Raw genomic sequence first — 12,736 nt, forward strand, 5'->3', positions numbered from 1 at the left:
GACACGCCTGCCGGAACCGGTCGGTGAAGTTGTCGCCGCCGCGCCTTTGGATCTGATGGCCGCATCGCTCTGACCTGCGCCGATGACAAGTTAAGTGACCGAGAACCGCGTACGGACAAGTTAGGTGGCGGACGGGCCAACTTGCCTGGCGGAGGACAGCTGTCCGCCGTCAATCAAGTTGGCGCAGCGCGACGCTCTGACCTGCGATGCGACAAGTAGAGTGACGGATCCTCGCGCGGGATCCGTCACTTGATCTGTCACGGATCACCGAATCGCCGACGGCGGCCAGCGCTCTGACCTGCGGTGCGACAACTAGATTGACCGGAAATCGCGAATGCGACAGATCAAGTGACCGATGCGCCAACTCGGCTGACGAAGGACAACAGCGGAGGACACCTGAGAATTCACCTCGTTGGGGAGGGCGGGCATGGCGGGCTGGGTTCCTGGTAAGGGCTCTTATCGGGGCATGAAGACACCTGTGCGTCGCGTGACACGCTGGAGGGATGAGCAGCACCGCACCCGACCTCTGGCTCGACTGGTGCGCGGTCACCGGGACCCCGATCGACCGCCGCGACCAGACGACACTCGACCAGTTCGTCCGGCAGGCCAGCCCTTCTCGTGCCTTGCTCGACGCGCTGCTGCCCGTGGCCGAAGACCTCGCGGCGCCTGCGTGGCCGGCCGCTCTTCGAGGCGACGCGACCTCCCTCGAACGGCTCGTGCGACACGGGACTGCGCGAATCGCCGACCCGAATAGCCACTGGGTGGCGCGACTCAGGCTGCGCCGGCTGCTGTTCGCCGCCGTCCTGCTCGCACCGACCGGCCACGGAGGACTGGGACTCACGCGGACCCGTGCGCTCGGCCTCACGCCACGGGCGCTGCAGGACCTGCGACCTCGGATCCGCAGGACAGAAGATGAAGCCTCATGCCCGGCGTGCGCCGTGTGGTCGTGGCTCGACGTGATCGGCACGAACAGCAGCTGGACACACAGGGCCGTCCGGGCGCTGGGCCACCGCCGCGACGACCCAGACGACCAGACCCACCGGCATCAGCGCGACGACCCGAGCCCCGGCTGGCTCGACTGGCCCGACCACCCGGGCCTCCTGCCGGCGACCGACCAGTGGGGTTACGTCGACCGGTACGCCTCGATGCACTCGTCGTCCCTCTCGGTCGTCGTCCGGACGATGACCACGATGATCGACGCACCCACCGTCCTGGACCACCCGGTCGACCCCGGGTCGAAGAAGCCAGTGCGGCGGATCACGCCGGAAGAGGAAGCCGCGATCCTCGCGCGAGCCGACGAGCTCAACACCCGGATCGCGAGGATCCTCTCGGAGTACCAATAGGATCGTGGCCATGGGATTCGACTGGGAGAGCATCTTCGACAGGAGCGGCCCGGGCGTCGCTGTCGCCTATGACGACGCCGTGTCCGACGTCATCTACGAACGTCGGTCGGCATCGGAGATCGACGCAGACGAGGGTGCGCCCATGGCGCCGACCTGGCTTTCCGAGGTCTGATACGGATCGTCAGCCCAGAGGCCGATCACTTCCAGACGGCCCACGAGCCCAGCCTTCTGCTCACCCGCGCGGTGCACGTAGATCCGCTTCACCACCGACCGCAGAGCCTCATTCATCATGTTCACGTCGGCATCGGGCCAAATCGCGACAAGCCCTTCGAAGGCCTCGATCGACGGGACCTTCGCAACTGAGTTCTCGCTCCGTAGGAACTGTGCCCTCGCCGTGAGTCCCTCGATCTGAGCCGTGATCTCGTCGCGCTTGTCCCGGAACTCGGCCTTCAAGTCCTCGGCATCGCCATCTGCATCGAGGAACACGTCAAGAAGGCGCTTCCTTCTAGACTTCAACCGCACGACCTCGGAATCAATTGCTTCGGCGTCGGCCAATGCTTGTTCTCTTTGGTGCTGACGCTCAAGCGCGGCGGCGAAGTCATCCTCGCCACGTGCGTTACGTTCCAGCCATTCTAAGACGCTAGCCTCTGCCATGCTCTGCCGGATCGCGACCGGTGAGGGGCAGAGGATTGTTGTCTGATTGCTGTACTTGTCGCGACCGCACTCATAGCCACGATGTCTACTGTTTCTGCCGCTTTTTGTCGACCAATATACACGCAGCTTGCGCTGGCATGATGCGCAGTAGAGGTGCCCAGAGAGTTTAGTGGGGGCGGAAACTTCTCGAGGTGGCGCCTTGCGTGCGCGACGCTCGACGTAAGCGTCCCACGTTTCCGTATCGATCACTGGTTCCTGTGCGCCCGGATAGTAGTTAACGAGACTGGGTTTGTCGGTGTTCGGATTGGCGCCCCGACGGTCGATAACCAATCCGGCACCGAACCCCGAGTCCAGGATTTTGAGCAACGTTCGATAAGTGAAGCGCCCGCCTCGAGTGGTGGTGATGCCGTTTTCGTTTAGGTCTAGTACAAGCTTGCTGACTCCTTTGCCCGCGACAAAGTTTTCGTAACACCTTCGAAGCCAGGGTCCTGTGTGTGGGTCAATCGTGTAGACGAGACTAGGGTGATCATCTCGACCGACGTCACCGTTCTTAATATAGCCGAAACGTGGACCGCCATTGTGGGGCAGCCCTCGTTGACGCCGATAGTCATGGATGTTCTCCCATGTCTCACCGATCTGGTCCGACTGCAGTTGTGCAATTGCGAGCATCTGGGTCAACGAAAAGCGCCCCATCGGGGTTTCGACGTCGTCCAGGTTCTCTGTGGCCGATGCGATAAACCCGCCAGCCTCCTGCAGTTCGTTGACGTTGAGCATGGAGTCGATGAGGTTGCGGCCCCAGCGTGAAACTTTCCATACGACGATTCCGTCGGCCTCGCCGCGTCGCACTCGTTCGATGCTGTGCGAGATCTGCCGCTTGGTCATCTCGCGACCCGTCTTGTCCAGATCGGTAACAGGTTCGCCGACGACTACCAGCCCCTCTCTGCTGGCCCATTTGCGGCAAACGTCCTCCTGCACGTCGTCGGAGATGAGGGTGTCGTGCCGATCACCGATCTTCGAGACTCGGATGTAGAGGAGGACGCGCATGCCGGGCCGCCACTGCTTCCGCCCGCTCGTGCGCCTGGACCGCCTCACGTGTCAACCTCGGCTTGAATCTCTGACTCAGGGACCCGGAATCGGGCCTTGACTAGGCTCAATGGCATGGCCTTCCCCTATGCGACGCTCGCTCCGATGCCCTCACCGGATCGAACAATCTTAGACCACGGCATCAACGTCGAGGAGGAGCCGGAGCCCGTGCGGCTGGCGGAGCGCGGCTGGTGACAGCCCGGTCCTGTGACTGAAGGAGGGCCCCGCGGACATCGAGTCCGCGGGGCCTCTCTGCTTCCTGGGCAAGGTGAGCCACTGGGTGGTGGCTGATCCACGTTCAGTAGGCTTGGGCAGAGCCATAACCCTTCCGATAGCGGCCGCCTGGCGCCTGTTGAAGCAAGGTCAGGTGTCGGCAAGCTGACCCGGTGACGGTTACGTCCGATGCGGCCCGATCTCATCAGATGCCAGCGGGTCGAGCGCTGCCGACTGCGATCCCGAATCGTGCGAAAACAGCGACCTGGAGGTTGCAGAACAGCGACCTGGCTTCTGCAGAACAGCGGGTTCGCGCTTGCAGAACAGCGACTTGCAAGGTCTCATGGTCCTGTGACCTCGAACGACATTCTCGCCCGCCATGCACTCCCATGGGCCAAGGAACTCGTCGACTCCTTCCCTGCGGTTGTCGTCGAGGGCGCGCGGCAGGTGGGCAAGAGCACGCTCGCCACGATGCTCGTCGAAGGCTCGGAGCGACCGGCGCGCTACCTCACCCTGGACGACGACGTTATGCGCGCCGCCGCGCAGAACGACCCGCAGGCCTTCGTGAATCAGCTCCCCGACGGGATGCTCGTCATCGACGAGATCCAGCGTGCCCCCGAACTGCTGCTGCCGATCAAGGCGTCCATCGACCGGCTTCGCACCCCGGGCCGGTTCCTTCTGACCGGGTCGGCCGACCTGCTACGGCTCGAACGGACGCCCGACTCCCTAGCAGGTCGAGCCGTCACTCTGCCGCTGCGGACCTTGAGCCAGGGGGAGATCAACGGTCGTGTCGACGACTTCGTGACCCGCTTCGTCGCTGGGGTGGATCCCTTCGACGTCCGCTCGACTGTCTCGCGTGAGGGCTATGCGGACCTTCTGGCAGCAGGCGGATATCCGGAGGTCTTCCGGCGGTCGCCGCGACTGCGTGCGGCCTGGTTCGATGGATACGTCGACCGCATCGTCCAGCGCGACGCCCGCGATGTTCGGCGTCTCGTCGACGGCAATCGCTTGGCGACGATCCTGCGCCTGGTCGCGGCGAACCAAGCCGGCGAGGTGGTCCGCGCCCGCCTCTCACGGGACGCCGAGGTCCCCGAGACGACCATGACCGCCTACCTCGATCTCGTCGAGACGCTGTATCTCGTCGAGAGGATCCGACCATGGACGGGAAATCTCACAACTCGCCAGACCGGTAAGGCCAAGGGCCTCATCACTGACTCCGCGCTGGCGATGCATCTCTCGGGTGTCACGGCCGCCCGTGCTGCTGCACTCGTCGGCGGGGGTGAGCTGCTGGGTCCTCTGCTGGAAGGTCTCGTGGTCTCCGAGCTGCGCAAGCAGCAGACCTGGAGCGGCACCCGGTTCTCCGTCTTCCACTACCGGGAGACGTCGGGTGTCGAGGTGGACGTTCTCCTTGAGCTCGACGATGGCCGGGTCCTCGGCCTCGAGGTGAAAGCGAAGCAGACCTACAAGCCCGAGCACTTCCGTGGTCTACAGCGGCTTGCTGAGCGCCTGGGCGACAGGTTCCTTGGTGGAGTCGTGCTCGGCACAGCGGACCAGGGTGTGCGGTTCGGTGAGAAGCTCGTCGGGTTGCCCATCGCCTCCCTGTGGGAGCTCTAAGTGGATTCCCTGGTGACCTCAGGTCGCTCGGGTGCGCGAAGACCTTGGACCACGGCATCAACGTCGAGGAGGAGCCGGCGCTGGTGCGGCTGGCCGAGCGGGGCTCGTGAGGGCCGTTGCCTGATTTGCGTTCAGCAGGCTTGGCGGGGCCATAACTCGTCCGATAACGGCTCGCTGCCGCCTGCTGAATCAAGGTCAGCAGTCGCAGCGCCTCTCCATCACTCGCAGATGCAGAGCTGGATCGGTGCATCGGCGGCGAACGGGCGACCGGACCAGTCGCCGAAGCGCTCGACGAGCTCGAGGCCGCCGAGCGAGAGCAGCAGTGGCAGTTCCTGCGGGAAGATGCTCCTGACCTCGAGCGGGGCGACGACGAAGTCCGGCTCGGAGTCGGTCGAGAGGTACCACGTCCCGCGTGTCACCTGGGCGGGCGAGTCATAGGTCTCAGCGACGTCGACGCTGACGTCGCCCCGGTCTGGGTCCATGAACGACAACGACTTCCGGGTGCGGCGCACGCCGTCGGCTTCGGCAAGCATCTGCACGCTCGGGTTGAAGACATTGAAGACGAACTTGGCTCCGGGGGCCAGGTGCCGTCGAACCGACCGGAAGCAGCTCACCAGGTCCTCGGCCTCATGCAGATGCAGCAGTGAGTTGGCAGCGATGAACACGTAGTCGAAGGTGCGGCCCAGATCGAAGTCCCGCATATCGCCCTGGATCCACTCGACCGCGACACCGCGCTCGCTCGCCTTGCGCTGCGCCTCGGACAGCATGTCCGGCGAGAGGTCCAGGCCGACGCACGGCTGACCGCCGGACGCGATGGGGATCAGCTTGTTCCCGGTGCCGCACCCGAGTTCCAGCACCCGACCGCCCTGCCGGTTGGCGTCGGCCCGGTAGAAGTCGACCGAAGGCCCGCCGCCCGGGAAAATCCGGTCGTACAGCCTCGCGTGCGCGTAGAACGCTTCGCTCTGGTTCGAGGGCCGTCGTCGGTGACTCACGCCGGGAGCCTACTGACCTTCTCCTCAGGGGACCGCACCTTTTTCGCCCTCTTCGGCCGTCCTTCGAGAGTGGATCGTGAGTGATACCCGACGAGGACCGGGCGCTCGCGACCGGACCGCTACCGACGACGCCACCAGGGGCGCTTCCGAGGCTTCTCCGTCGCCTCCGGTGCTGCCAGGCAAGCCGTGGCCAGGGCGCGGTCGTCGTTGTCGCAACCGGGTGTGATCAGCATGAGCTCGGAGAGCGGCTCAAGGATCGTTACTACGCGGCCGTCGGCCGCTGCCACCGCGGCTTCGAGCCGCGAGCGTACGAGGTCGTGCACCTCGACCCGTAGTCCTGGCTCGCGGAACGCGATCGTGACCAGGGCGAACAGCGCGGCGTCGGAGACCCAGTCCTCGACGCCGAAGGCGAGGTCGACGAGCACCTGACGCCGGGTTGATGCTGCCCACGGCTCCTCGGGCGCGTGATGGAGGATGCCGAGGCAGATCCACGCCTGCGCAAGGCGGTGCCAATAGGTGGGTGTGCTGCTGGCCAGATAGTCCCAGCGTGGAGTCGCCGGCGGATCGCTGACGTGACCAAGGAGACCAAGCAGGTCTGCGAGTGGACGCTCACCAAGGGGTGCGGCTTGCAGGTAGCCGCACAACAACGAGGGCCAAGGCTCTCCGCCGACCTCGTGCAGTACCCGCACCGCCTCGTCCGAAGGGGTCGTGACCACCGGAACCGGAACCTCGCCGATCCAACGCCAGGCCGCGTACGTGCCAGGTCGCAGCTGCGCACGAATGTCGGGAAGAGGGAACGCGCCGATGCCCACCTTGACCGGCCCGGCCACCTTCCAGAACGCTGCCAGCGCGCTCGGAGGCTCGCTCGCGGAGAGCCCGAGGTCCTTGATCGTCAGCTCTTCGCCCTTTGCCAGGCGGGCGCCGATCTCGTTGCCGATGTTGCAGATCGCCTCGGTCGGCATCGGGACCCAGTTGAGCCACGTACGCTTCGACCCTGCCGCCGCGAACAGCAGATCGACAGTTGCGCACGGGTGCGGGTCATCGAGCAGTGCAACCAGTTCAGCGACATCTGCCGTCCGTCGGAATGCCAGTGCGTGCTGGGCCGCCTCGCGGTGCTTGAACGAGGGGTCTGCGAGCATCTTGCGAATGTCGGCGTCGACGTCGTCGGAGAACATGGTGGTGGAGCATAGCGACCACGAGCGTTCGGTCATCGTGGCCGCGGTGACCACTACGGATGCGCGCTTGCTGTCGCACCCGGGTCCCCTCCAGAACTACCAGGGCGACGGCTCGTAGTCCTTGAGGAAGCAGCCGTACAGGTCGGTCCCGGCCTCGCCCTGGACGATCGGGTCATAGACGCGCGCGGCGCCGTCGACCAGGTCGAGGGGTGCATGCCAGCCTTCGGCGGCGATCCGCAGCTTCTCCTGGTGCGGACGCTCGTCCGTGATCCACCCGGTGTCCACCGCGGTCATCAGGATCCGGTCCTTCTCGAACATCTCCGCCGCGGAGGTCCGGGTCAGCATGTTGAGGGCGGCCTTGGCCATGTTGGTGTGCGGGTGTCCCGGGGCCTTGTAACGGCGGGAGAACTGCCCCTCCATCGCCGAGACGTTGACGACGTACCCGCGTCCAGCGTTGGCCGTCGCGGCGCGCATCGCGGGCCGCAGCCGGGAGATGAGCAGGAACGGCGCGATCGCGTTGCAGAGCTGGACCTCCAGGAGCTCCAGCGGGTCGACCTCGTCCACGACCTGGGTCCACGAGTTGCTCGTCTGCAGGTCGGGGAGCAGCCCGCCGGCGTCGACGGCCGTACCGGCGAGGTGGGCATCCAGGGACGCCGAGCCCGCCCGGAGCGCCAGCGCCGTCAGGGACGCCGCGGTGTGCATCGCGACGGCGTCGTCCTGCGACTGGCCCTCGTGGTGGGCGACCGGCAAGGCGGTCAGCGCCCCCGCGAGCACTGCGGGGTGCGCCTCCGAGACGTGGTCGAACGTGACCATCTCCGGTGCCGCCAGCCCGTAGGGGAGCGGAGCATCCGGCGCGGACTCGCCGGCGACGAGCTGCGAGTAGGACCCCGGGGACCGGCGGACCGTCTGACAGGCGTTGTTGACCAGGATGTCGAGCGGGCCCGCCGCGGCGACGTCGTCGGCCAGGGCGATCACCTGGGTGGGGTCACGCAGGTCGATGCCGACGATCTTGAGCCGGTGCAGCCAGTCGGCGGCGTCGGGCATCGCCGAGAAGCGGCGCACCGCGTCCTTCGGGAAGCGGGTAGTGATGGTGAGGTGAGCGCCGTCGCGCAGCAGGCGCAGAGCGATGTACATGCCGATCTTCGCCCGGCCCCCGGTGAGCAGGGCACGTCGGCCGGTCAGGTCCGTGCGCTGGTCGCGCCGCGTGTGGCTCTTCGCGGCGCAGTCCGGGCACAGCCAGTGGTAGAACGAGTCGACCAGCGTGTAGTCCGTCTTGCAGATGTAGCAGCCGCGGGCGGTGCGCAGCTCCCCGGCGAACGTCCCCGGCGCGGTCGAGACCAGCGGGATGCCGGCGGTCTCGTCGTCGATCCGTGCTGCCGAACCGGTCGCCGTCTGCTCGATGATGTTCCGGTCGTGCGCCTGGAGCTCCTCGCGGATCGCGGCCTTGCGCGACTTCTTGAGCAGCTTCCACATGTAGCCGGTCGCCCGTTTGACCGTCTGGACGTCGGGATGGTTGGGGTCGAGATCCTGGAGCCGGCCCAGCACCCGAAGGGTGGTAGCAAGCTCGTCCGGGTCGATCCCGGCGTTCGTTGGCACTGCCGTAGGGTACCCGTCACCGCCCGAGCAGCGCGTCCACGCCGACGGCGACCGAGGCGGCGAGCCGGAAGTCCACCCGCTTGTCCGGCACCTCGACGGTGTACCGGTCGCGCAGGCTGAGCTGCCGCTCGCTGGTCAGCACGGGCGAGCCCGTCACCGTGTCACCGAACGTGAAGTGGACGGGCAGCGGGAGCTCGGCCACGCGTCGCAGGACGGCGACGAGCACGCTGCGCTCCTGGCCGTAGGCCTCCAGCCCAGGAGCCCGCAGGTGAAAGCTGGAGCGGATCAGGCTCGCCGCGAAGTCCTTCTGGAAGGATCCGATCGCAGACCCGTCGGCGCCGGTGACGTCGTAGGCCGCCGCGGCGTCGATCACCTGCCGTGCGCGGAAGCCGAACAGTGGTCGGGTCCTCTCCTCGTCCTCGTAGAAGGTCACCTTCTCGCGCATGGCGAGCCGCTTCTGCTGGGCGAACGCGAGCAGCCGCCCCTCCGAGCCGTCGTCGAGCGCCTCGATGATCGTGTAGCGGTTGACCAGCACGGTGAAGTGCTGCTTGACGAAGAAGCGCGGCAGGTGCTGGACGGTGGGGCTGGTCGTGGTCACCTCGTCCGGGTCGCTCATCGCAGCTCCATCCGGTGCACGCGAAGGAGACCGAGGAGGAAGGGCCCCGCGACCCACAGGCCGATCGAGGCGAGGAGCGGGCCGACCGCCTCGGAGCTCATCACACCGTCGGCGAGCGGAACGGTCGTGACGTTGAGGTCGAGCCAGCTCGCGAGGGTGCTGCCGGGATCGCCGGTGAGACTGATGAACCCCCAGGCGACCGAGGCCACGAAGTAGACGACGATCGCCGCCGCACCGCCCAGCAGCATGGAACCGAGGGCGACACCGCACAGGGTGAACAGGACGTTGACGGCCGTCCAGCCGGCGAGCGTCACCGGGTCGAGCATGAAGTCCGCCGGCACGCCGCGCACGGCGGCGGCGACGGCGGTCGTCGGATAGGCGACCGCGAGCATCAGGGCACTGGTGGCGACCGCCACCAGGGTTCCGGCGACGGCCTTGGCGACGAGCACGCGCCAGCGGCGCGGTTCGAGGGCGAAGGTCGTCAGCGCAGTGCGCTTGCTCCACTCGCTCGTCACCGAGACGATGCCGACCACCGGGAGGAACAGGCCCAGGGTGAGCGCCGCGCTGGTGGCGACCTCCTGGACGTCCTCGGTGAAGAAGGAGGCGTTGACCACCATCGCCGCGACGGCCCCGAGCAGGAGCAGCGACAGGAGCACGACCGCCGTACGGGTGTCGGCGAGCTTGCGCAGCTCCACGGCGGCCAGACGGGTGAACGGGACGGCGCGTGCGGGTCCTCGCACCGCGGGTAGCTCGCTGGTGTGGGGCAGGGTCGTGCTGCTCATGCTGCGCTCCGATCGTCCGTGGCGGTGAGAGTGAAGTAGCGGTTCTCCAGGTCCTGCGCCGCGCTGGGGTCGATCGCGGCGGCCTCGAGGATGCGGCCGCGGCCGATGATGACGACGCGGTCGGCGAGCTGTGCCACCTCGTGCAGCAGATGGGAGCTCAGCAGCACGGCGCACCCGTCGTCCGCGAGCGCACGCAGCAGGTCGCGGATGGCCCGGATGCCCTGTGGGTCGAGGCCGTTCGCCGGCTCGTCGAGCACGAGCGCCTTCGGTGCCCCCAGGAGGGCCTGGGCTATCCCGAGGCGCTGGCGCATGCCGAGCGAGTAGCCCTTGACGGTGCGCCGGCTCTCGGTGACGGTGAGGCCGACGAGGTCGAGCACCTGTCCGACGCGTCGGCGGTCCGCGCCGATCATCGCCGCGGCGATGCCCAGCGTCTCGGCTCCGGTGCGGCCGGGGTGGACCGCCTGGGCGTCGAGGAGGCCGCCCACCGCTCTCGCGGGGTTGCCGATCGCCGCATACTGCTGCCCGTCGATCGTCGCGCGGCCCGAGGTGGCCCGGGTGTGGCCCAGGAGGATCCGCATCGCGGTGGTCTTGCCGGCGCCGTTGGGCCCGAGGAAGCCCGTGATCGAGCCCGTGGGCACCTCGAACGAGACGTCGTCGAGCGCGTGCGTCGCGCCGTACTGCTTCGTGACGTGGTCGAATGTGATCATGGCTCCAGTCCACCCGCCGCGGGTCGCGGGTGCTACGGACCCTGGGCCATGCCGGGGGCCGCAGGTCTCCTCCCTGCCGGCCGGATCGTCGACGTCGGTCTATCGGTCCGTAGCCCGAGGTCGCTGGGCACCGTCCCGACCGGCTGCCTACGATCGGTCGCGATGAGACCCCTCACCAGGCGGCAAGAGCTGCTGCGCTATGCCATCGCCTCGGTGCCTCTGGTACTGACCGGGCTCGGCTGGGTGTTCTTCGTCGCGCAGGGCCTCGTGGAGTGGCCGATGGGCGTGCTCGACGTGGGCCTCGGAGTGGCAGGCCTGATCCTGCTGCGCTGGCGCCGGCGGCTGCCGTTCACCATCGCGGTGGTGACCGCGCTGTTCACGGTCCAGTCCGGCTCGGCAACGGGTGCTGCCTTCGTCGCTCTCGTCTCGCTCGCCACCCACCGCGACGTCCGGCGGACCGCCGGGGCCTCCGTGGTGCTGTGGCTCGGGCTCGTCGGCATGGTGTTCCTCGACTCCGGATGGGAGGTGCCCACCCTGGTGGCCGCGATCGGCGCCGCCGTGACGATCGGGTGCCTGGTCGGCTTCGGGCTGTACCTGCGCAGCACGCGGGACCTGGCGCTGTCGGAGGAACGGCGGCGCGAGGGGGAGCGTCGTGACGGGCTGGAGCGTGCCCGCGCGGGGGAGCGGGCGAGGATCGCGCGCGAGATGCACGACGTGCTGGCCCACCGGCTGTCGCTCCTGTCGCTGCACGCCGGCGCGCTCGCGCACCGTACCGACCTGACCGACGGCGAGGTCCGCCAGGCGGCGGCGGTCATCCGGGACAACGCCCATGCCTCGCTCGAGGAGCTGCGCGTCACGCTCGGGTCGCTGCGCGAGGAGGACCCGCTGGGTGGCCCGCAGCCCTCCTTCGAGGATCTGGCCGCTCTCGTCTCCGAGGTGCGGGAGGCCGGTCAGCGCGTCGAGTACCGTTCGACGCTCGAGCACGTCGAGCCGCTGCCCCCGCAGGTGGGCAGGCACGTCTATCGCATCGTGCAGGAGGCCCTGACCAACGCACGCAAGCACGCGCCGGGCGCACCCGTGACCGTCGAGCTGAGCGGTGCGTGCGGAACCTCCGTCGAGGTTCGCGTGACGAACGTGGCGGACGCCCCGGGCGAGCTCCCCGTATCGTCCGACGGGCTAGGACTCATCGGGCTCGGTGAGCGAGCGGCCCTGCTCGGCGGCACCCTCGCCCATCACAACGACGGCGACCGGTTCGTCGTGGAGGCATCTCTGCCATGGAGCGTGACCCCGTGATCCGGCTCCTGCTCGTCGACGACGATCCCCTCGTACGCCGCGGCCTCAGCCTGATCCTCGGCGGTGAGCGCGATATCGAGATCGTCGGCGAGGCTGCTGACGGGGTCGAGGCCGAGATCGCGACCCGTGACCTCGCGCCCGACGTGGTGCTCATGGACGTCCGCATGCCGGTCCAGGACGGCGTCACGACGGCGGAGAGCCTGCTCCAGCGGCCCGACCCGCCCGCGATCATCATGCTGACCACGTTCCACGTGGACGACCTGGTGCTGCGTGCCCTCGCCGCCGGCGTCTCGGGCTACATCCTGAAGGACGCCGCACCCGACAAGGTGATCGCGGCGATCCGGTCCGTCTCCGACGGCGAGCCCGTCATGTCGCCGACCGTGGCGCGTCAGGTGATCACGGCGGCCACTGCCGGCACGGCCGACGGCGCGGCACGGGAGCGGGCCCGCGCGGCGCTCGACGTGCTGACCCCGCGCGAGCTCGACGTCGCCGTGGAGATCTCTCGGGGCGCGAGCAACGCGGAGATCGCCGCGCGGCTGTTCATCAGCGTCGCCACCGTCAAGGCGACGGTGACCCGCATCTTCCTCAAGCTCGAGACGGACAACCGCGTGACCATCGCACTGCGCATCCGCGACGCCGGCCTCCCGTGACCCTTTCGCAGGGGGGTG

The 12,736-nt window shown here is 67.8% G+C and carries 11 protein-coding genes; 4 read left to right on the forward strand and 7 right to left on the reverse strand.

Annotated features, from left to right (window positions below; all coding sequences use genetic code 11):
• The first annotated feature begins 503 nt into the window (after positions 1-503).
• A complete protein-coding gene (locus ACFSL2_RS01545; RefSeq protein ID WP_377183983.1) occupies positions 504-1,343 on the forward strand; it encodes a hypothetical protein in 840 nt (279 codons plus the stop codon).
• Positions 1,344-1,436: 93 nt separating this feature from the next.
• On the opposite strand, the gene ACFSL2_RS01550 is transcribed toward ACFSL2_RS01545, so the two are convergent.
• Entirely contained in the window at positions 1,437-3,041 is a 1,605-nt protein-coding gene (locus tag ACFSL2_RS01550; RefSeq protein WP_377196140.1) for a recombinase family protein, read from the reverse strand.
• A gap of 501 nt (positions 3,042-3,542) precedes the next feature.
• On the opposite strand from ACFSL2_RS01550, the gene ACFSL2_RS01555 reads away from it, so the two are divergent.
• Positions 3,543-4,907: an ATP-binding protein gene (locus tag ACFSL2_RS01555; RefSeq protein WP_377196141.1), complete on the forward strand. Its 1,365-nt coding sequence runs from the start codon at positions 3,543-3,545 to the stop codon at positions 4,905-4,907.
• A 218-nt stretch (positions 4,908-5,125) separates the two neighbouring features.
• Here ACFSL2_RS01555 and ACFSL2_RS01560 read toward each other — a convergent pair whose 3' ends face one another.
• From ACFSL2_RS01560 to ACFSL2_RS01585, 6 genes are all read right to left on the reverse strand, one after another.
• Positions 5,126-5,899: a class I SAM-dependent methyltransferase gene (locus tag ACFSL2_RS01560; protein ID WP_377196142.1), complete on the reverse strand. Its 774-nt coding sequence runs from the start codon at positions 5,897-5,899 to the stop codon at positions 5,126-5,128.
• A 119-nt stretch (positions 5,900-6,018) separates the two neighbouring features.
• The gene (locus tag ACFSL2_RS01565; RefSeq protein WP_377196143.1) at positions 6,019-7,074 is read right to left on the reverse strand and encodes a hypothetical protein; all 1,056 of its coding nucleotides are present in this window, start codon (positions 7,072-7,074) and stop codon (positions 6,019-6,021) included.
• A 96-nt stretch (positions 7,075-7,170) separates the two neighbouring features.
• Positions 7,171-8,670: an SDR family NAD(P)-dependent oxidoreductase gene (locus ACFSL2_RS01570; protein WP_377196144.1), complete on the reverse strand. Its 1,500-nt coding sequence runs from the start codon at positions 8,668-8,670 to the stop codon at positions 7,171-7,173.
• Between the two features lie 16 nt (positions 8,671-8,686).
• The gene (locus tag ACFSL2_RS01575) at positions 8,687-9,286 is read right to left on the reverse strand and encodes an LURP-one-related/scramblase family protein (RefSeq protein WP_377196145.1); all 600 of its coding nucleotides are present in this window, start codon (positions 9,284-9,286) and stop codon (positions 8,687-8,689) included.
• A complete protein-coding gene (locus ACFSL2_RS01580) occupies positions 9,283-10,068 on the reverse strand; it encodes an ABC-2 transporter permease (protein WP_377196146.1) in 786 nt (261 codons plus the stop codon). Before ACFSL2_RS01580 ends, ACFSL2_RS01575 begins: the two co-directional genes overlap by 4 nt.
• Complete coding sequence (locus ACFSL2_RS01585) at positions 10,065-10,775, reverse strand: ATP-binding cassette domain-containing protein (protein ID WP_377196147.1); 711 nt, start codon at positions 10,773-10,775, stop codon at positions 10,065-10,067. The genes ACFSL2_RS01580 and ACFSL2_RS01585 overlap by 4 nt, the downstream gene beginning before the upstream one ends.
• Positions 10,776-10,937: 162 nt before the next feature.
• Between ACFSL2_RS01585 and ACFSL2_RS01590 the strand changes: the two genes are divergently transcribed.
• Together ACFSL2_RS01590 and ACFSL2_RS01595 are read left to right on the forward strand one after the other, a co-directional pair.
• The gene (locus ACFSL2_RS01590; RefSeq protein ID WP_377196148.1) at positions 10,938-12,068 is read left to right on the forward strand and encodes a sensor histidine kinase; all 1,131 of its coding nucleotides are present in this window, start codon (positions 10,938-10,940) and stop codon (positions 12,066-12,068) included.
• Positions 12,050-12,718: a response regulator transcription factor gene (locus tag ACFSL2_RS01595; protein WP_377196149.1), complete on the forward strand. Its 669-nt coding sequence runs from the start codon at positions 12,050-12,052 to the stop codon at positions 12,716-12,718. Before ACFSL2_RS01590 ends, ACFSL2_RS01595 begins: the two co-directional genes overlap by 19 nt.
• The last annotated feature ends 18 nt before the right edge of the window (positions 12,719-12,736 follow it).

The sequence above is a fragment of the Promicromonospora aerolata genome (assembly GCF_042682255.1).
Taxonomy (GTDB): Bacteria; Actinomycetota; Actinomycetes; order Actinomycetales; family Cellulomonadaceae; genus Promicromonospora; species Promicromonospora aerolata.

Coding starts and splice junctions, on each gene's coding strand:
- ACFSL2_RS01545 (WP_377183983.1), top strand. CDS start 504: ATGAGCAGCACCGCACCCGACCTCTGGCTCGACTGGTGCGCGGTCACC.
- ACFSL2_RS01550 (WP_377196140.1), bottom strand. CDS start 3,041: ATGCGCGTCCTCCTCTACATCCGAGTCTCGAAGATCGGTGATCGGCAC.
- ACFSL2_RS01565 (WP_377196143.1), bottom strand. CDS start 7,074: ATGTTCTCCGACGACGTCGACGCCGACATTCGCAAGATGCTCGCAGAC.
- ACFSL2_RS01575 (WP_377196145.1), bottom strand. CDS start 9,286: ATGAGCGACCCGGACGAGGTGACCACGACCAGCCCCACCGTCCAGCAC.
- ACFSL2_RS01580 (WP_377196146.1), bottom strand. CDS start 10,068: ATGAGCAGCACGACCCTGCCCCACACCAGCGAGCTACCCGCGGTGCGA.
- ACFSL2_RS01585 (WP_377196147.1), bottom strand. CDS start 10,775: ATGATCACATTCGACCACGTCACGAAGCAGTACGGCGCGACGCACGCG.
- ACFSL2_RS01590 (WP_377196148.1), top strand. CDS start 10,938: ATGAGACCCCTCACCAGGCGGCAAGAGCTGCTGCGCTATGCCATCGCC.
- ACFSL2_RS01595 (WP_377196149.1), top strand. CDS start 12,050: ATGGAGCGTGACCCCGTGATCCGGCTCCTGCTCGTCGACGACGATCCC.